An 18,695-nucleotide genomic window follows, 5' to 3' on the forward strand; every position below is an offset into this window, starting at 1 on the left:
AAATGAAATGTCGTGCCGCTGTCATCCGCGGGGTTGGCGAGGACTGGGAGATCCGCGAGATCGAGCTGGACCCGCCCCACGCGGGCGAGGTCATGGTGCGGATGGCCGTCGCCGGAATCTGCCACTCCGACGACCACCTGTTCACCGGCGACGTGGTCCCGACCCCCGAGGCGGTCGCCGCCAGCGGCCAGCCGGCACCGGACTGGTTCCCGCTGCTCGGCGGTCACGAAGGTGCGGGTGTCGTCGAAGAAGTCGGGCCCGGCGTGACGTCGGTGCAGCCGGGCGACCACGTGGCGCTGTCGTTCATTCCGGCGTGCGGCAATTGCCGGTTCTGCGTCAACGGGCAGAGCTACATCTGCGACATCGGCGCGAGCCTGTTCGTCCGGGAGATGCCCACCGACGGCACGTGCCGCCGGCACCTGGGCGACGAAGACCTGTTGGCCTATGGGCAGCTCGGCACGTTCGCCGAATACGCGGTGCTCTCGGAAAGGTCCGTCATCAAGATCGACGACGCGATCCCGTTCCACGCCGCCTCGCTCGTGTCGTGCGGGGTCAGCACCGGCTGGGGTTCAGCGACGATCTCGGCAGGCACCGAACCCGGCGACACCGTCGTCGTCATCGGCGCCGGTGGTGTCGGGATGAACGCCCTACAAGGTGCGCGCGCCGTCGGTGCGAAATATGTCGTCGCCGTGGATCCGGTTGAGTCCAAGCGGGATTCGGCCAAGATCTTCGGTGCCACACACAGCGCCGCCTCCGCGGCCGAAGCCATCCCGATGGTCCGGGAGATCACCGCCGGCCTGATGGCCGATCGCGTCGTGATCTGCCCCGGCGTGGTGCACGTGGACCTGATCCCGCTGGCGCTGACGCTGCTGCGCAAGGGTGGGGTGTGCGTGCTCACCGGCATCACCCCCTTCACCGAGCCCCCGGTTCCATTGGTGCTGCAGGAGATGACGCTGTCGGCCAAACAACTGCGGGGAGCGCTGTACGGCGGGATGAATCCGCGTACCAGCGTGCCGATGCTGTTGTCGCTGTACCAGGCCGGCGCGGTCAAGCTCGACGAGCTGGTCACCCGCCACTATCAGCTCGACCAGATCAACGAGGCGATGACAGACCTGCGGGAAGGCCGCAACATCCGCGGCGTGATCGATTTCGCCGGAGCCTGACGGCCCCCCGAATTCGCGGCGGCTCAGCCGGATTCGAAGTGGCGCCGGATTCCAGCCAACATCGCGATGTGGGCCTTGACTCCCATGCGCCTGGTCATCGGGGCCAACAGGCGGGGTGCCGATATCCGGATTCGCTCGGTGAGCCGGGTGCCGACCACCGGCTCCTGGATCGGTTCGAAGCTCACCATTCCGCGCAGGCGCACCCCGGGGGATTGGTCGGCCTCGGTGAGCACGTATCCGCTATGGCGGACATGCAGGCATGCCTGGTAGGTGATCTGCATGCTGAAGGGTCCCAGCGGAATTCGATCGACCACCCGGTAGCTCTGCCGGTAGCCGTCCGGCGTTTCGCTGCGCTCGAGCCGCTCTACGGACACGATCAAAGGGTGCACGAGTTTGATGTTGTCCAAATCCACGTAGAAGTCGCGCACCGCGTCCGGCGGAGCGGGCACGTCTTCTGAGAGCGCGTGTTCGGAGTGCGCGGTCCACAAGCTCATAGCAGAGAACCTAGCCCGGCGGCGCTGCGACGCTTACCGTGGACCCAGAAGCGAGTGGAGAAGATATGGGCACGCAAGGTCAAGTGGTCGAACGCTACCTGGAATGCCTGGCCGCTCACGATTGGGACGGACTGGCCGACACCATCGCCGAGGAGGGCCTGACCCGCGAGGGCCCGTTCTGTGATGTCGTCGAGGGCAAGGCCCACTACGTCGCCTACCTGCGCAAGGTCTGCACCAACCTCAAGGGCCACCGGTTGCAGGTGCAGCGGGTCTCGCACGTCGACTCCCGGGTGTCGTACGCGGAGCTGTCCGAAACGTTCGAGATCGACGACGTCGCGACCACGTGGCCCGAATGCATCCTCTTCGAGCGGGACGCCGATGGCCTGATCTCTCGGGTCAGCGTGTTCTTCAAACAGCGGCAGGCCGCCGGATAGCGGTCTATTCCCTCACCCCCGGAATTGACCTACCGTGTGTTGCATGGAGGCAGATGCAACTCCGGAGTCGGTGTCGGTCGAGAAATTGCACTCGGGCGACCCGATCACCGATTGTGGTCAGCGGTACATAGTTCTCGAGTCGAAATCCCTCGGCGACAGCTGCGTAGTGCTCGAGCTGGAGTCCCGGGTCGACCACCGGCTGCAGGTCATCGAGAAGTCATTCCCGGCCGGTTACCAGGTCGACAGGGCGCACCACCGAATCCTGTAACCGAATTCTTTCCTCGCCCAATAATGCGCGAGTAGCCGTCAGTGTCGGCTACCGCGCATTTCTGTTTATCGGGCGGCCGCGCCGTAATTTCGGTCAATCGGGCGAAACCGTTCGGTCGCCGCGGCGTCTCCGTTCGTCGATCCTGCTGGGCGCGCGAACGCTGATCAGCACGTTTGGATCGCCGCCCCGCCGGTAAGCCATCATGGAAAGCGACCGCGCGTTCGCCGTTGCGAACCGCCAAGCACCCGCAGCCACCGATGTCATTGCGGGGCCTGCCCACTGGCGCATCTGTGGACAGGTTCGTGAGACGCCGGGATCATTGGGCACGGTAGAGGTTGTTGAAGGGTGACTGAATGAGGATTCCGGGTGTATCCAGCGTCGTCGCTGGTGTCACCGGCGGAGCCGCCCAAATAGTGCGTGCGGGCGTGTCCACTGCGGCGAGCGCCGCTGGAGCGGTGCAGCTACTGACCAGCCCCGTCGTCGAGCTAGCCGGGCCCGTGGTGCAGTCGATGGCCGATTCGACCGGCCGGGCGCTCGGGATGAACACCTCCGCCGACGGCTCGCCCGACGTGGTCCTGCCCCCGGTGCGCTGGCAAAGCGGCCGCCGCGTGCACCTGGACCTGGATCCCCTGTTGCCGTTTCCGCGCTGGCACGAATACTCAGCGGTCGTCGAGGAGCCGGTGCGCCGCATTTCGGGTGTCGCCACGGCCCACGTCGAGGGCTCGTTGGGCCGCCTGGTGGTCGAGCTGGACGACGACGTCGACGACGGCGCGGTGCTGGACGAGGTGCGGTCGACGGTTGCCGCCCTGGTGACCGACCTGGCTTCGGCGACGTCGGACTCGGCGCCGCGCTCGGTGCCGTTCGCCGACCCCGGCAACCCGCTGGCGGTGCTGGTGCCGCTCACCGCGGCAGCCATGGATTTCGTCGCCATGAGCGCCGCCTTCACCGGGTGGGTCACCCGCCTGCCGGCGGCGCCACAGACCACCCGGGCCGCGGCCGCCCTCATCAACCACCAACCGCGCATGGTGTCGATCCTGGAGAATCGCCTGGGCCGGGTGGGCGCCGATATCGCGCTTGCCGCGACCACCGCCGCGGCGAACGGCCTCACCCAGGCGTGGGGCACCCCGATGCTCGATTTCACCCAGCGCACGCTGCAGATCTCGGAGGCGACCGCACACCGTCGCGTCTGGCGCGATCGCGAGCCGCAGCTGGCGTCGCCCGACCGGCCACAGGCCCCGGTGGTACCGGTGATCTCGTCGGCCAAATCCGAACTGCCGCGGCACAGCTGGGCGGCCGCGGCGGCCGGCGAGGCCTCGCACGTCGTCGTCGGTGGGGCGGTCGACGCGGCCATGGACACGGCGAAGGGCTCGATGGCCGGCCCGGTGGAAAGCTACGTCGACTCGGCGGCGAACGGCTCGCTGATCGCCGCGGTGAGCGCATTGGTCGCCGGCGGCGGCACCGAAGATGCCGCTGCCGCAATCGAAGCCGGGGTGCCGCGGGCCGCGCACATGGGCCGTCAGGCATTCGCGGCGGTTCTCGGCCGCGGACTCGCCAACGCCGGGCAGCTGGTGCTCGACCCGGGCGCGCTGCGCCGCCTGGACCGCGTCAAGGTGGTCGTCATCGACGGCGCCGCCCTGCGCGGTGACCACCGCGCGGTGCTGCAATCGCTCGGGGACGCGCCCGGCTGGGACGACGACCGCGTCTACGAGGTCGCCGACGCGCTGCTGCACGGCGAGGAAGCGCCCGAACCCGACCCCGACGAGCTGCCCGCCACCGGTGCGCGACTGAAATGGGTTCCGTCGCAAGGCTCCTCGGCCACTCCCGCGCAGGGACTGGAAAGTGCCGACCTGATGGTCGACGGCGAATGCGTCGGCCGGGTCGAGGTGGGCTGGGAGGTCGACCCGTACGCGATCCCGCTGCTGCAGACCGCGAACCGCACGGGCGCCCGGGTGGTGTTGCGCCACGTGGCCGGCACCGAAGACCTGACCGCCAGCGTCGGCGCGACGCATCCCCCCGGCACCCCACTGCTGAACCTGGTGCGCGAGTTGCGCACCGATCGCGGGCCGGTGCTGCTGATCACCGCGCTGCATCGCGATTTCGCGTCCACCGACACGCTGGCCGCTCTCGCCATCGCCGATGTCGCTGTGGCCCTGGATGATCCGCGCGCGGCGACGGCATGGACGGCCGACATCATCACCGGCACCGACCTGGCCGACGCGGTGCGGATCCTGTCGGCGATCCCGGTCGCCCGCTCGGCGAGCGAATCCGCCGTGCGCCTGGCCCAGGGCGGCACCACGCTGGCGGGGCTGCTACTGGTGACCGGCAGCGAACAGGAGCGCCCGAGCAGCCCGGTGAGCTTCCGCCGCTGGCTGAACCCCGTCAACACGGCCGCGGCCACCGCCCTTGTCACCGGGAGCTTTTCGGCCACCCGGGTGCTGCGGCTGCCCGACCCCACCCCGCAGCCGCTGACCGCCTGGCACGCGCTCGACCCCGAGATCGTCTTCTCGCGGCTTGCCGGCGGTGCGCGGCCGCTGGCCGTGGAGACCGGCGCGCCGTCCTGGCGGCGCCGCCTCGACGACCTGACCTACAGCCCGGCGCTGGCACCGCTGCGCGGCCCGGCCAACAACCTGGCGCGACTGGCTTCGGCCACCCGGGTCGAGCTGGCCGACCCGCTGACCCCGATCCTGGCCGTGGGCGCGGCCGCGTCGGCGATCGTCGGCAGCAACATCGACGCGCTGTTGGTCGCCGGCGTGATGACCGTCAACGCGATAACCGGTGGGACACAACGCCTTCGCGCCGAGGCGGCCGCCGCCGAGCTGTTCGCCGAACAGGACCAGCTGGTGCGCCGCGTCGTCGTGCCCGCGGTGGCCACGACACGACGCCGGCTGGAGGCCGCGCAGCACGCCACCCGCACGGCCACCGTGTCGGCCAAGTCGCTACGGCCCGGCGACATCATCGACCTGGCCGCCCCCGAGGTGGTCCCGGCCGACGCCCGGCTGCTCGTCGCCGAGGACCTCGAGGTCGACGAGTCGCTACTGACCGGCGAGTCGCTGCCGGTGGACAAGCAGGTGGACCCCGTCGCGGTCAACGACCCCGACCGCGCGAGCATGCTGTTCGAGGGCAGCACGATCGTCGCGGGCCACGCGCGGGCGATCGTCGTGGCCACCGGCGTCAACACCGCTGCGCACCGGGCGATCTCGGCCGTCGCGACCGTCGAGACGGCCGCTGGTGTGCAGGCTCGCCTCAAGGAGCTCACCAATAAGGTCCTTCCGCTGACGCTGACCGGCGGTGCCGCGGTGAGCGTATTGGCGCTGCTGCGCCGCGCCACCCTGCGGCAGGCCGTCGCCGACGGCGTCGCGATCGCGGTGGCGGCCGTCCCGGAGGGGCTGCCGTTGGTGGCCACGCTGTCTCAGCTCGCCGCCGCCCAGCGCCTCACGGAGCGCGGGGTGCTGGTCCGTTCGCCGCGCACCATCGAGGCGTTGGGCCGGGTCGACACAATATGTTTCGACAAGACCGGGACCCTGACCGAGAACCGGCTGCGCGTCGTGTGCGCCATACCGCACACGACCAGCCCACAGGACTCCTTCCCGGAGCTCTCCGACCCGCAATCCGCCGCCGTGCTGCGGGCGGCCGCGTGGGCGTCCACCCAGCCCCAGCAGGGCCAGGGTCACGCGCACGCCACCGACGAGGCAATCCTGACCGGGGCCAGTTCGCTTATCACTCAGGATGATTCGGGCTGGACGGTGCTCGCCGAGGTGCCGTTCGAGTCCAGTCGCGGCTTCGCGGCCTCGATCGGCACCCTGAGCTCCGGCTCCGGTGCGCCGGTGTTGATGCTCAAGGGCGCTCCCGAGGTGGTGCTGCCCCGCTGCCGATTCGACGACCCGGACGGCGACATGCAACACGCGGAAGCGTTGGTGCGCAGCCTCGCCGAGCAGGGCCTGCGGGTGCTGGCCGTCGCGCAGCGACCCTGGCCCAACGGGACCAAGCACGACGAGGACACCGACGCCGACGCGGTCGACGCCACCGCACAGGAGCTCGAACTGCTCGGCTACATCGGATTGGCGGACACCGCGCGCGCGTCGTCGCGGCCACTGATCGAGGCACTCGTGGACGCCGACCGCAACGTCGTGCTGATCACCGGGGACCACCCCATTACCGCGCGTGCGATCGCCCGCCAGCTCGGCCTGGAAGACGCCCGGGTCGTGACCGGCGCCGAGCTCACCGGCCTGGACGAGGACGCCTGCGCCAAACTCGTTGCGGGCGTTCAGGTGTTCGCCCGCGTCAGTCCGGAGCAGAAGGTGCAGATCGTGGCCGCCCTGCAGCGCAACGGCCGGGTGACCGCGATGGTGGGCGACGGCGCCAACGACGCGGCCGCGATCCGGATGGCCGACGTGGGCATCGGCGTCAGCGGTCGCGGTTCGTCGGCTGCCCGCGGCGCGGCCGACATCGTCCTGACCGACCGCGATCTCAGCGTGTTGCTGGACGCGTTGGTCGAGGGCCGCAGCATGTGGGCGGGCGTGCGCGACGCGGTGACGATCTTGGTCGGCGGCAACGTGGGCGAGGTGCTCTTCACGATCATCGGGACGGCGTTCGGGCAGGGCCGCGCGCCGGTCGGCACGCGCCAGCTGCTGCTGGTCAACCTGCTCACCGACATGTTCCCCGCGCTCGCGGTCGCCGTCACGTCGCAGTACGTCGAGCCCGACGAGAGCGAGTACGAAAGCGAGGAGGCCGCCGAGGAGGCCCGCGCCCGGCACCGGCTCGAGGTGCTGACCGGGCCGACGCCGTCGCTGGACGCCCCGTTGATGCGCCAGATCGTCAGCCGCGGCGCCGTCACGGCCGCGGGTGCGACGACGGCCTGGGCGATCGGTCGCTACACGCCCGGCAGCGAGCGTCGCACGGCGACAATGGGATTGACCGCGCTGGTGACGACCCAGCTGGCGCAGACGTTGCTGACCCGCGCGCACAGCCCGCTTGTCGTGGCCACCGCGCTGGGCAGCGCGGGCGTGCTGGTCGGCATCGTGCAGACGCCGGTGATCAGTCAGTTCTTCGGGTGCACACCGCTGGGCCCTGTCGCCTGGTCGGGCGTGATGGGGGCGACGGCGGGCGCCACCGCGATCTCGGTGCTGGCGCCCAACTGGCTGAACAAGGCGATCGGCGCCATCCAGCCCGAAGAAGAGGACTGAGCGGCCTAGGTTGCGAGCTCCTTGCGGAGGACTTTGCCCGCGGGGTTGCGCGGGATACTGTCGACGATGCGGATGTCCCGGGGCTGCTCGAAGCGGGAAACCTTGCCCTTCAAGTACTCTCGCAGCACCGACTCGTTGACGTCACCGCTCGGCCGCGGCACCACGAACGCCGCGAGCCGACGACCGAACTGCTCGTCGGGTACCCCGACCACCGCGGTCTCGGCGACGTCGGGGTGCGCCGAGAGCGCGTTCTCCAGCGCCCGCGGATAGACGTTCTCGCCGCCCGAGACGATCATGTCGTCCTCGCGGCCGACGATGTACAGCCGGCCCGCATTGTCCAGATAACCCATGTCACCGGTGCTGGTGAAGCCGTCGACGGTCGCCTTGCCGCCCCCGCCGGTGTAGCCGTCCGAGCCCAGCGCACCGCCGACGAAGATGCGGCCGGTCACCCGCGGCCCGACGGGGCGGCCGGTCTTGTCAAGTATGCGCAGCGGGCATCCCGCGATGGGCCGCCCCACCGTCTCGGGGGCGTGGCGCAGCTCCAAAGGTGTTGCCAGCGAACCGATACCGACCTCGGTGGAGCCGTAGAGGTTGTAGAGGACGTCGCCGTATTCCTCCATGAACCGCCGCGCCAGGCTCGGATCCAGCCGGTCCCCGCTGGAGATCACGACCTTCAGCGAGCCCACCGGGTTTCGCGACCGGACCCGCTGCGGCAGATCCAAAATCCGGGCCAGCATGATCGGGACGGCGCTCATCGCGTCGGCGCGCTGCAGCGACGCCTGGGCGAGTGTCTCCTCGGCGTCAAAGCACCGATGTGTGAGCATCGTGGCGCCCAGGCTGACGGCGAGCGTCATGATGCCGAACCCGAGTCCGTGGAACATCGGTGTTGCCAAAGCAATTCGTGAACCGGTACGCAACTGGGTGCGTTCCAGAAGCGTCATGCCGACGCCCAGCCCCGTGCTGATCCGGGGCGTGCGCGGCGCGCCCTTGGGCACACCGGTGGTGCCCGACGTCAGCAGCACGAGTCGCCCGGAGGCGACCACCTTGGGCCGCTTCTTGACCGGGCCGTCCGGCACAGCCGCAGGGTCGATGAGCCGCACCGAGTCGCCGGCGCCCCGCACCTGCTCGGCGAACTCGTCGTCGCACACCACCGCGGTGATCTGATGCGAATCCAACGCCGCGGCAAGGGAATCGGTGCGAAACTCCGTGCTCACCAACACCACGTCGGCGCCGACCAATGCGGCGGCGAACGCGGACGCCGCAAAGCCACGGCCGTTGCGGCACATGACCCCGACCGCCTGCCCCCGCCCGACACCCGCGTCGACGAGTTCGCTTGCCAGCGCCTCGGTCTTGGCCTGCAACTCGCGGTAGGTGATGGCGCCGTCGTCGTCGACGATCGCGGTGCGTTGCGGCCAGCGGGCGGCCGCGACGGCCAGCAGGGTGTAGAGATTGGTGCCGCCGCGAACCACCTCGCGCAGCAGCCGCGCCACCGCCACCGGGCCGGGCGGGCCCAGCAGCCGCGACGATGCCAGCGCCCTGGCCGTCGTCGCGGCCACGCCGTCGGTCACCGCGCGTCCTTTTGCTCGTCGGCAGTGGCGAAGAACCGCCGGTGCCACAGCCGGGCCGCGCGGTCGGCGGGGCCGGCCAGCAGCACCGAAGCCACCTCGGCCGGGAACATCCAGGGCGGTTCGATGCTACGGGGCCGCTCGATGATCGCCTTGGCGATCGCGTCGGCGGCCTCGTCGGCCGACAGTCCGGGCAGCCGGCCCAGCACCGGCGTCGGCTCGATCATCCGGGTGCGCACCAGCGCGAAGTACACGGAGGTGACGTCGACGGCGTCGGCATGCAGTTCGGGCGCAACACTGCGCAGCCAGCGATCGAACGCGCCCTTGGACGCCTGGTAGGCGCCCCACTGCGGACCCGGCACCACCCGCACGCCGACACTCGACACGTTCACGACGTGCCCGCCGCCGCTTTCGCGCATGGCCGGCAGCAGGCCCAGCAGCAGCCAGATGGGCCCCAGGTAGTTGATGTCGATGGTGCGCTGGAAGTCGTGCGGGCGGTCGTATTGGTCGTGCAGCGACCGTCGCAACGACTTGCCCGCGTTGCTGACCACGATGTCGAGCGGGCCGTGGTTTTCGGTGATCTGCTTGGTCAACACGTTGACGGCGGCCTCGTCGGCGAGATCCGTCGGGTAGGCGGTCGCCCGGCCACCGCCGGCGTTGATCGCCGCCGCGAGGTCGTCCAGCTTCTCCGCCGAGCGGGCAACGACGATCACCGCTGCTCCCGCCGCGGCCAGCTTGCGGGCGGTCGCCTCGCCTATCCCGTAGGACGCGCCGGTCACCAGCACCGTCTTGCCGCAGACGGCGGCACGCAATGCATCCGGATCCGACGACCGCCCCGGATTCGCCAAGACATCAGTGACCTTGTCAAAGGCCCTTGCTATTAGGTTCACTCTCACACCCCACCGAACGGGTATGCCAAAGAACGCTGCTTTCCCAACGCTACTCGACTCGTAACCTACAGCTACCAGAACAGGCTTACAGCCCGAGCACCCGGCCCCGGCGACCCGTCCGGTCAGTGTTCGGAGCGGCCGTCGCGCTCCGGCGAAACCTCTTCGAAATCGGACGCTTCGTCGCACGGGTCTTGATGCCAGTCCCCGAACGGGTCTTGGTATCCGCGCCACTCCTGGGGCACGGCCAGCTCCCGGTCGGTCAGCAGCGCGCCGTTCAGCGCGTCGAGGATCGGGGCGGGTTCGGCGCCGCAGACCAGCACGGTCATCGCGGTGTGCCGGTCACCGAATCGGTACTCCCACTGCAGCTCCGCGAAGAGGCGCCGTTCGGCGTCGGCGGTGGCCGCCTCCGCGGCGGTCATGGCCGCCAGCCACTTGCCGGCACAGGCAACCCGCAGGCCGCCGCCCGCGGATTCCAGCCACATGACCTGGTCGGGCCGGTTGGCCAGCCACAGCCGGCCGCGGGCGCGCACCACCCCGGCCAGCAGCAGGTCCACCGCGGCGTGCAGGCGCTCGGGGTGAAAGGGCCGCCGCGCGTTGAATTCGACGATCCGCACCATGCCGTCGGCGCCCAGCGGCGGCACGCCCGCCAGCAGCCAGCCGTGCGGATGATCGCTGCGGCCGCGCCGCGAATCGTCCTCCAGGTTGGCGAGCGCCATCTCGACGCGGTCGATCCCGACCGTGATCCGCGCCCGGGGAGCGAGCCGGCGCAGCACCGCCAGCGTCACCGGTTCCGGGCGGGTCAGCACCACGACGTCGGCGAATTCGGCCTGCCCGACGACGACCTGGGCCACGGTGCGGCCGTCGGCGAGGCCGTCGTCCCCGAGCACCCGGGTCAGCCAATGGCGTGAGTCGACACAGGTGATCACCCCGGTGATCGCCACGTCCAGGGCCGCGGGGCCGTCGGGGTGGCCGGAACCGACGTGAACCTGGACGTGGTTGATCGCCACGCAGATGGGTTCCGGCTCGAGCCATGGCGCCAGGTGCACGACGATGCGGTCGACGTCGTCACGGCGGTGCAGTGTGCGCAGCAGCACCAGCAGGTCGTTACGCACCGTGCAGGCGACGCAGCCGTGTGCCAGCTCCAGCGCGTCCTCGGTGACGGCCAGTTCCCCGTCGCGCCAGGTGATCGTGGTCCGCCGCACGACGTGACCGTCGAACCGGTGCTCGACGACAATGGTGCCCGGCTGGCGCAGCAGCGCGCCCGTCACCGCGTCGGTGTCGCCCTCGCCCGACACCAGCACTACGGGAGTCCGCATCCCACTCCTTTTTGAAAATGGTTTTCATTAATGCCTCACTCACGGTACAGTCCGTGACGGTCGTTGTCGAAAACGATTTTCAATAAGCGCGAGCCATCGAGGGGAGAGCGTCATGTCCGCGCGCTGCCAAGTCACCGGCCGCACTGTGGGATTCGGTAACGCGGTGTCACACTCGCACCGCCGCACCCGCCGCAGGTGGTCACCCAACATCCAGACCAAGACGTATTACCTGCCGTCGCAGGGCCGTCGCGTCACCCTGCGGGTGAGCGCCAAGGGCATCAAGGTCATCGACCGCGACGGCATCGAGGCCGTGGTCGCCCGCCTGCGCCGAGAGGGTGCCGATATCTGATGGCGCGCACCGATATTCGCCCCATCGTCAAGCTGCGCTCCACCGCGGGCACCGGCTACACCTACATCACCCGCAAGAACCGCCGCAACGACCCGGACCGGCTCACGCTGCGGAAGTACGACCCGGTGGTGCGCCGCCACGTCGAGTTCCGGGAGGAACGCTGAATGGCCAAGAAATCCAAAATCGTCTGCAACGACCGGCGGCGCGCGGTGGTGGCGCGGTATGCGGAGCAGCGCGCCGAGCTCAAGGAGATCATCCGGTCACCGGCCAGCACGCCCGACCAACGGCTGGACGCGCAGCGGGCGATCGCCCGTCAGCCCCGCGACGCCAGCCCGGTGCGGCTGCGCAACCGCGACGCGGTCGACGGTCGCCCACGCGGGCATCTGCGCAAGTTCGGCCTGTCACGGGTGCGGATGCGCGAACTCGCCCATCAGGGCCGACTTCCGGGCGTACGCAAGGCGAGCTGGTAATGGCCCCTAAAACGAAGCGCCCCAACCAAACCCCGCCAACTGCGAAGAAGCGTAACCTGCTGAAGAGCCTGGGCATGACGTACGTCGACTACAAGGACACCGCCACGCTGCGGATGTTCATCTCCGAGCGCGGCAAGATCCGGTCTCGCCGCGTCACCGGGCTGACGGTTCGGCAGCAGCGACAGGTGGCCACGGCGATCAGGAACGCCCGCGAGATGGCGCTGCTGCCTTACATCCGTTCGGGCTAGTCCCTGATGAAGCCCTTGTTGCGCATCAGGACGTCCGCCAGGAATCCTTCGTGCGGGATCTCGGGCGCACCGTAATACGTCGGGTGGTTGCCCCGGTACACGTTGGCGATCGTCGGCTCGGCCAGTAGATCGTCGATCAGGTCGTCGTCGCCGCTAATCGCGTTTATTACCAACGAGTTCCGCAGCGGAGCCAGGCCTCTCGCGCGCGACCATGCAGACACCCACACGCAGGGGAAGGGCAGCTCGACGTTGAGCTTGTCGGTGTCGGGTTCGGCCAGCAGATGCACCCCCGGCCGCAGCGCGGCATAGCCGTCGCCCAGCGGCGCGACGACCTGATCCGCGCCCAGCAGTGCGGTGCTGCCCGCGGCCTTGAGCGCCAGGTGGTCGGCGAGCGCCCGGGCCTTCTCGATGGGTTGGGTGGGCAGGATCGCGCGCTCGTCCTCGGAAGTCAGCGGTTCGATCGCGGCCAACCGCTCGGCGATGGCCGCGGCGAGCGGAGCAGGGTCGCCCTCGTAGAGCACCGCGGTGGTGTTGACACACGCCATGCCACCGAGATTCGCGATCGAGTCGACGATGAGATCGAGGTAGTCGCGCCAGTCGCGGTCGGCGGTGATCAGGATCTTGGTGCGGCCGGGCCCGTTCACCACCACGGTCGGGTCGCCGGCGTATTTGTCCACCACGTCCTGGCCGCCATACACCATCGCGAGGTCGGCCGACCGGATGATCTCGTCCGCGCCGGCGTGGTCCGTCGGCAGGTAGACCGCGTCCTCGTCGCGAAACCCAGCCTGGCGCAACGCGTTCACCAGCCGGTGCCCGGTCAGGGGCTCGCGCCGCGACGGTCGTACGGCGACCCGGTAGCCCAGCGCGAGCGCCTGCGGCCATAGGCCGTGTACGCCCGGGCCGTTGCCGGCGGCGTGCACGGCGAACACCTCACCGCGGCGGGCCCAGATCGCGGCGCCGTCGCGGGTGCGCTCCTCGCGCCAGTCCAGCGCCGCGCCCACCGGGCGGGCCGGGCGCACGGCGTCGACCGCATGGGCGACGGCGTCGGCCACGCTGCGGGCGCCGGCGCGGGTCACCGCGATCGGTAGCCCCGAGATCCGGCTGACCAGTTCCACATAGCCGTCGAAGTCCAGGCCACCGATGACCGAGGTCGCGAACAGGTGCGCCGCCTCGGCCAGCGCAGCCTCGCGCCGGGCGAGCGGCAACGGCCGGACCTTGCGCTGCGCGCCGATGGTGCGCGAAACATACAGCGGCGGAACGATACTCAGCTCGCCGACCGGAACGCCCGCGGTGCTCAGGATGACCTCGCGGTTGCGGGTGCGATACGGACCGTCGGAGCCGAGCGCATCGATGCCGATCAGATCCGCTGCGACCGAAGGCGTTTCGGCCGACATCTCAGTACACGCCCTCGATGACGGCCTCGCCCTCGAAGGTGGCGACCGGGCGCACCGCGCTGACCGAATCGCTGAACTCCGGCATCGGCCCGGGCATCCGGATCGCCATGTCGCGCTCTAAGTTGTTGGGCAGGAACATGCCCCTGCTGATGTGGTTCATCACCACCTGGCCGAGCTCGCCGTAGGGCACCTGCTGCCCGGTATCCGGGTCGATCACCCAGAACACGACGTAGGGCGTCCGGGGGTCGAAGACGAACTCGTCGCCGTCGATCCGGGTGACCGCCTGCGAGAGGATCATCGTGCTCCCGAAGGCCATCGTGATCGTCGTCTTGCCGAAGATGCCGCGCAGCAGGTCCAGCGTGTCGGCGTCCACATGCGCGCCGGACAGCAACAGGTAGCGGATCTTTGCGTTCACCAGATCCACCAGGTCGTCGTTGCGGGCGATCGCCTCCAGCATCGGCGGCGTGGCATGCAGGTTGGCCACGTTCTGGGTCTGCAGGACATGCACGGCCTGCGCGAGGACGTGGTCGAGATAAGCCGCCACCTCCCCCGCCGCGTTGCGTGCGGCGATCTTCTTGACCCAGCGGGGATCGATGTCGATCGCGTGGAACGCCGAGCCGAGCCGCTCGGAGACGAGCCGCGAGAAGTAGCCGACCCCGTGTGGGCCGCTCGGCATCAGGCACAGGAAGCCCTTGCCTTGCTGGAAGCCGCCGGTGGCGAAGTCCTCGGTTTGCCATTCGATGACCTGCGCGACCCAATCCGGAAGCTGCGCAGTGCGTTTCGGTGCCCCGGTGGTGCCGCCGGATTCGAAGATCTGCGGCACCGGGGGCGGCGAGCCGTAGCCGCGCGGTATCAAATCCTCGACCGGCACGGTGCGCAGCTCGGTGAGCAGATTGGGAAACAACCGCAAATCCGCGAACGTGTTGACCTCGGTCAGCGGGTCGAAGTCCAGCGACGCCGCGGTGCGCAACCAAAACGCCGAGCCCGTGTCCTCGCCGAAATGCCACGCGATCGCCGCACGCAGATAGGCCTCGGGGTCGTCGATCGGAGCCGATCTCGGGACATCCAGCAGCGAGAAATCGATGGCGGCCATGCCACCGATCCTGTCGCATGCCGGTCCGGCCGGGCAATCGGCTCGCGGTCCATTGGGCATACAGACACTGAACGTTGGCATATGCCGGAGCGAATTCTGTGTGACAGCGCGGCTTTCAGCTGCCCCTGCTGCGCAGCCAGGCCGTGATCGCCTCGTTGAACACGGGATAGATGTCGTGATAGGTGCCGTCGCGTTCGGCGTACCGGAAAGCCTTGACGCGTTCCACCACGATTTCGGCGGCGTCGGGCTGCGACTGCAACAAGGCCATCGTCTCGGCGACGTAGTCGTCCAGCGGCATCGCCCGCGGGTCAAAGCCACGCTCGCCCTGCAATCCGGTTTGCACATGCGGCGGGATGACTTCGATCACCTGGACCGCGGTGTCGCGAAGCTGGAAGCGCAGCGACTCGGTGTAGGAGTGCAGCGCCGCTTTGGAGGCGCAATAGGTGGGAGTGAGCGCGCTGGGCATGAATCCCAGGCCCGACGTCACGTTGAGGATCGCCGCGCGCGGCTTCCGCAACAGCGCCGGGAGCAATGTCGAGATGAGCCGGATCGGGCCCATCAGATTGATCGCGATGCTCTGCTCGGCGAGGTCGACGTTGCTGGCGGTGAAGTCCTCGACGCGCTGCGTCCCGGCGTTGTTGACCAGGACGTTGAAATTCGGATAGCGGTCTGTCAGCTCGACGGCGAATCGCCTGACGTCGGCCGCGTCGGATTGATCGAGCGGCAGGTAATCGATGCCCGGGTTGGCCTCCGCGACCGCCCGCAGCAGCTCACGACGGCGGCCCGCGATCACTACGTGGTTGCCGAGTCGATGCAACGATTCCGCCAAACCGCGGCCGATTCCGGTGCCACCACCAGTGACCAATACGGTATTGCCCGTCATCTGCATCGCTGTCCTCCTTTGTTGCGGTTTCCCCACCCTGTCAGGTCTGTGCGCCGTCCGTGGGACGCGTGTGATCTTTCGCCGCGCGGCGCCCCGGCCCGGCGGCGCCGCGCACGATCTCGCGCAACCACCTGTGCGAGGGATCGTTGTCGACGCGCGGATGCCAAACAGCGTAGAACGCGACGTCGCCGAGCTCGCGTGGCGCGTCGAGCACCTTGGTGCGGCCCGAGTCGAGCTGCGACACGAGCCGGCTCGGAACGGTCAGGATCAGGTCGGTCCCGGGCAGGATGCCGGGTCCCGAGACGTGATACGGCATCACGACCGCGACGCGCCGGACGATATCGCGCGCCTCGAGCAGCCCGTCCAGGCCGGGCTGGCCGATGTCGATGCTCAGATGAGGCCAGCGCAGATACTGCGCCAGCGTAACCGACGTGCGCTGGGCCAGCGGATGCTCGGCGGCCACCACGCAGACGAACGAATCGGTGAAAAGGTGTTGGCCGCTGTATCTTTCGGGCACCGGGCGGCCGTAGACCGCTAGGTCGAGCGTCCCGGCGTCGAGCTTGTCGAATGCGCGCGCATCGAGCGCCTCGCATGCCACCGTCGAATTCGGCGCCCGCTTCAGGATCTGGCGCACCAGCGCGGGACCGAACGCCGAGACGGTGTAGTCGCTGACGGCCAGGCGAAACGACTGCGCAGTGGTGGCCGGGTCGAAGCTCTCGCTGGCGAACAGTTGGTCGAGTTCCGTTACCACCGTTGCCAGTTGGGCACGGAGACGCTCGGCGCGCGGGGTCAGCGAGTAGCCGTCGGGCCCGCGGACCAACAACTCGTCGCCGAAATGCCGGCGCAGCCGCTGCAGCGCGCGGCTCATCGCGGGCTGACTGAGCGCGAGGCGACCGGCCGCGCGCGAGACGTGGCGCTCCTCCAGCAGCGCCACCAGCGGCGGGAGCAGGTTCAGGTCCACCCGGTCGATATGCGTGGAAAGCATGACATCAATACTAAATATTCATTTCACAAATACGCGAATGGGGCGCAGTGTCGGGGATAGGACGATCGCACGATAGGGAGAAGTCAATGCGCTACATCGCCTTGGAAGAAGCGTTTTTCATTCCCGAGCTGGCCGAGCGGCAGCCCACAGCGAAATACCAGCAGTTGGTGAAGCGCATGCGGCCCGAATGGGCGCAGCGTTGCCAGCTCCGGCTACCCGATTTCGGCGACCACCGCCTCGCCGAGATGGACGACGCCGGCATCGACATCCAGGTGCTGTCCCTGACGTCACCCGGCCTGCAGATCGATATCGGCGCAGAACAGGCGCGCGACAACGCGCGGTTCGCCAACGAATACCTGGCGAAGGTCATCGGTGAGCATCCCGATCGTTTCCGCGGTTTCGCCGCCCTGCCCATGCAGGACCCCGCCGCCGCGGCGGCCGAATTGGAGCGCGCCGTCACCCAGGACGGGTTCTGCGGAGCGCTGGTCAACGACTGCATCACCGGGCCTGGCGGCCGCTACCTGGACGCGCCCGAATACGACGTGGTGTGGTCGGCGGTGGAATCCCTTGGCGTGCCGCTGTATCTACACCCCGGCTCGCCGCCGGCGGATCAGTGGCAGGTCATCGAGGGACGTCCGGAACTCTACGGCGCGACGTGGAGCTGGGCGGCCGAGGTCGGCGGGCACGCGCTGCGCATCCTGTTCGGCGGCGTCTTCGACCGGCATCCCGGCGCCACGCTGATCCTGGGCCACATGGGCGAGTTCCTGCCGTTCCAGCGCAGCCGGCTGGACTCCCGATTCGCGTCGACGTCGCTCTCGGAGACCAGCACGCTGCGGCGCGCGCCGTCGGCGTACCTGGGCACCAACATCGTCTTCACCAACAGCGGCGTGTTCTCCCCCGCGGCGATGCTGGGTGCCGTGCTCGAGGTCGGCGCCGATGCGCTGATGTTCTCCATCGACTATCCCTACGAGTCGTCCTACGACGCGGTCCGTGGGTTCGAGCAGACGACGCTGCCCGCGGCCGACCGGGAGAAGATCGCGCACGGCAATGCCGAACGGCTGCTTCGTATTTGACGCGCGCCGTCAGGCGGCGGTGTTGTGCAACCCGCGGGGGTCGATGCCGACGCGCCGCCACGCGGCGGCCGCCCAGGTCGTGTAGAGCACCGACAGCGGAAGCCGGTTGATCACCGGATTGAGGGCGCGCATGACGGCGGCGAACCGCTGAAAACGCTTCTCCTTCTTGGCATTCCACTCCAGCTGGCACACGTCGCGCATCTCCTGCGGCAGCGTCCCGACCAGGACCAGGCGGGTGTAGGCGTTCAGCGGCGCCGACAACGCCTTCCATACCGGCTTGGGGATCCAGCGCGGGCCGGGGATCCCCTTGCGGATGTAGCCGGTGCCGTACAGGACGGTCTTGTGCGGGACGAAGCGTTCGAGCATCTCGTCCCAGTACGCCAGGAAGTCCGCGTAGGTCTGCGGCTGGCCCCGGTCGCTGACGCCGTAGAAGCCGTACCAGAGCTTGCCTTCGGTGAAGATCTGCTCCTTCTCGGCGTCCGACAGCCGGCGGATGAATGTGTCGGCGTTGTAGATCACCTGATCGACGAAGGTGGCATGCGCCCAGTAGAACAGCTCCGGGTTCAGCGCGTGATACCGCGAGCCGTCGCTGACCGTGCCCTTGATCGGCTTGTGAAAGTCCCGGACCTTGCGCCCCCACTCGTGCGGGTCCTCGGAGTAGACGGTCTTCATCAACGGTGGCCCGGTGCGCTTGGCCCTGCCCAGGGTGTCGCTGAACACCACCGAGTGGTCGAGCACGCCCTGGCCCAGCTGCTCGATGCAGTTCTCGACGCCGGCGACGCGCTGGAACCCGAACAGCTGCGTGCGGTAATCGCCGTAGAACTTCCAGATCAGGGAATCGGGCCCCAACCGCGCGGCGGCGTCGGCGATGTCGTCGATCGGCATGG

At 69.1% G+C, this 18,695-nt stretch carries 18 protein-coding genes; 9 read left to right on the forward strand and 9 right to left on the reverse strand.

What is annotated here, in order from left to right; all coding sequences use genetic code 11:
* The first annotated feature begins 2 nt into the window (after nucleotides 1-2).
* Nucleotides 3-1,163, forward strand: a complete 1,161-nt coding sequence (locus MRAB57_RS06720; RefSeq protein WP_077086884.1) for an NDMA-dependent alcohol dehydrogenase — start codon at nucleotides 3-5, stop codon at nucleotides 1,161-1,163.
* 23 nt (nucleotides 1,164-1,186) lie between these two features.
* Here the strand turns inward: MRAB57_RS06720 and MRAB57_RS06725 are convergent, their stop codons facing one another.
* Nucleotides 1,187-1,657, reverse strand: a complete 471-nt coding sequence (locus tag MRAB57_RS06725; protein ID WP_077086885.1) for an SRPBCC family protein — start codon at nucleotides 1,655-1,657, stop codon at nucleotides 1,187-1,189.
* 65 nt (nucleotides 1,658-1,722) lie between these two features.
* Between MRAB57_RS06725 and MRAB57_RS06730 the strand changes: the two genes are divergently transcribed.
* The 3 genes from MRAB57_RS06730 to MRAB57_RS06740 all read left to right on the forward strand — a co-directional run bounded on the left by MRAB57_RS06730 (nucleotide 1,723) and on the right by MRAB57_RS06740 (nucleotide 7,542).
* On the forward strand, nucleotides 1,723-2,091 hold the full coding sequence (locus MRAB57_RS06730) for a nuclear transport factor 2 family protein (protein WP_077086886.1): 369 nt from the start codon (nucleotides 1,723-1,725) through the stop codon (nucleotides 2,089-2,091).
* Between the two features lie 43 nt (nucleotides 2,092-2,134).
* Entirely contained in the window at nucleotides 2,135-2,359 is a 225-nt protein-coding gene (locus MRAB57_RS06735) for a hypothetical protein (protein ID WP_077086887.1), read from the forward strand.
* Between the two features lie 353 nt (nucleotides 2,360-2,712).
* Entirely contained in the window at nucleotides 2,713-7,542 is a 4,830-nt protein-coding gene (locus MRAB57_RS06740) for a cation-translocating P-type ATPase (protein ID WP_077086888.1), read from the forward strand.
* A 5-nt stretch (nucleotides 7,543-7,547) separates the two neighbouring features.
* Here the strand turns inward: MRAB57_RS06740 and MRAB57_RS06745 are convergent, their stop codons facing one another.
* The 3 genes from MRAB57_RS06745 to mrf form a co-directional block, all read right to left on the reverse strand.
* Nucleotides 7,548-9,110 carry an AMP-binding protein gene (locus MRAB57_RS06745; protein WP_077086889.1) on the reverse strand — a complete coding sequence of 521 codons (1,563 nt, stop codon included), beginning with the start codon at nucleotides 9,108-9,110 and terminating at the stop codon, nucleotides 7,548-7,550.
* Nucleotides 9,107-9,997 carry an SDR family NAD(P)-dependent oxidoreductase gene (locus MRAB57_RS06750; RefSeq protein ID WP_077086890.1) on the reverse strand — a complete coding sequence of 297 codons (891 nt, stop codon included), beginning with the start codon at nucleotides 9,995-9,997 and terminating at the stop codon, nucleotides 9,107-9,109. Before MRAB57_RS06750 ends, MRAB57_RS06745 begins: the two co-directional genes overlap by 4 nt.
* Before the next feature lie 122 nt (nucleotides 9,998-10,119).
* Nucleotides 10,120-11,313, reverse strand: a complete 1,194-nt coding sequence (mrf, locus tag MRAB57_RS06755) for a ribosome hibernation factor-recruiting GTPase MRF (RefSeq protein ID WP_077086891.1) — start codon at nucleotides 11,311-11,313, stop codon at nucleotides 10,120-10,122.
* A gap of 112 nt (nucleotides 11,314-11,425) precedes the next feature.
* On the opposite strand from mrf, the gene rpmB reads away from it, so the two are divergent.
* From rpmB to rpsR, 4 genes are read left to right on the forward strand one after another with little or no spacing between them, the layout of a single operon-like run.
* The gene (gene rpmB, locus MRAB57_RS06760; protein WP_077086892.1) at nucleotides 11,426-11,662 is read left to right on the forward strand and encodes a 50S ribosomal protein L28; all 237 of its coding nucleotides are present in this window, start codon (nucleotides 11,426-11,428) and stop codon (nucleotides 11,660-11,662) included.
* A complete protein-coding gene (gene rpmG / locus MRAB57_RS06765; RefSeq protein WP_077086893.1) occupies nucleotides 11,662-11,826 on the forward strand; it encodes a 50S ribosomal protein L33 in 165 nt (54 codons plus the stop codon). The genes rpmB and rpmG overlap by 1 nt, the downstream gene beginning before the upstream one ends.
* Nucleotides 11,827-12,132 carry a 30S ribosomal protein S14 gene (gene rpsN, locus MRAB57_RS06770; protein WP_077086894.1) on the forward strand — a complete coding sequence of 102 codons (306 nt, stop codon included), beginning with the start codon at nucleotides 11,827-11,829 and terminating at the stop codon, nucleotides 12,130-12,132. It abuts the gene before it with no gap.
* Nucleotides 12,132-12,380 (forward strand): 30S ribosomal protein S18, encoded by a 249-nt coding sequence (gene rpsR, locus MRAB57_RS06775; protein WP_077086895.1) that lies wholly within the window; start codon nucleotides 12,132-12,134, stop codon nucleotides 12,378-12,380. Before rpsN ends, rpsR begins: the two co-directional genes overlap by 1 nt.
* Here the strand turns inward: rpsR and MRAB57_RS06780 are convergent.
* From MRAB57_RS06780 to MRAB57_RS06795, 4 genes are all read right to left on the reverse strand, one after another.
* A complete protein-coding gene (locus MRAB57_RS06780) occupies nucleotides 12,377-13,741 on the reverse strand; it encodes an aldehyde dehydrogenase family protein (protein WP_077090428.1) in 1,365 nt (454 codons plus the stop codon). The genes rpsR and MRAB57_RS06780 overlap by 4 nt on opposite strands.
* 34 nt (nucleotides 13,742-13,775) lie before the next feature.
* Nucleotides 13,776-14,867 carry an acyl-CoA synthetase family protein gene (locus tag MRAB57_RS06785; RefSeq protein WP_077086896.1) on the reverse strand — a complete coding sequence of 364 codons (1,092 nt, stop codon included), beginning with the start codon at nucleotides 14,865-14,867 and terminating at the stop codon, nucleotides 13,776-13,778.
* Between the two features lie 115 nt (nucleotides 14,868-14,982).
* On the reverse strand, nucleotides 14,983-15,756 hold the full coding sequence (locus tag MRAB57_RS06790) for an SDR family oxidoreductase (protein WP_077086897.1): 774 nt from the start codon (nucleotides 15,754-15,756) through the stop codon (nucleotides 14,983-14,985).
* A 34-nt stretch (nucleotides 15,757-15,790) separates the two neighbouring features.
* Entirely contained in the window at nucleotides 15,791-16,735 is a 945-nt protein-coding gene (locus MRAB57_RS06795) for a LysR family transcriptional regulator (protein ID WP_077086898.1), read from the reverse strand.
* An 86-nt stretch (nucleotides 16,736-16,821) separates the two neighbouring features.
* Here MRAB57_RS06795 and MRAB57_RS06800 point away from each other — a divergent pair, with 86 nt between their 5' ends.
* Nucleotides 16,822-17,808, forward strand: coding sequence for an amidohydrolase family protein (locus MRAB57_RS06800; RefSeq protein WP_077086899.1), 987 nt, complete (start codon nucleotides 16,822-16,824; stop codon nucleotides 17,806-17,808).
* A gap of 9 nt (nucleotides 17,809-17,817) precedes the next feature.
* Here MRAB57_RS06800 and MRAB57_RS06805 read toward each other — a convergent pair whose 3' ends face one another.
* Nucleotides 17,818-18,693, reverse strand: a complete 876-nt coding sequence (locus tag MRAB57_RS06805) for an oxygenase MpaB family protein (RefSeq protein WP_245836069.1) — start codon at nucleotides 18,691-18,693, stop codon at nucleotides 17,818-17,820.
* Between the last annotated feature and the right edge of the window lie 2 nt (nucleotides 18,694-18,695).

The sequence above is a fragment of the Mycobacterium rhizamassiliense genome (assembly GCF_900157375.1).
Taxonomy (GTDB): domain Bacteria; phylum Actinomycetota; class Actinomycetes; order Mycobacteriales; family Mycobacteriaceae; genus Mycobacterium; species Mycobacterium rhizamassiliense.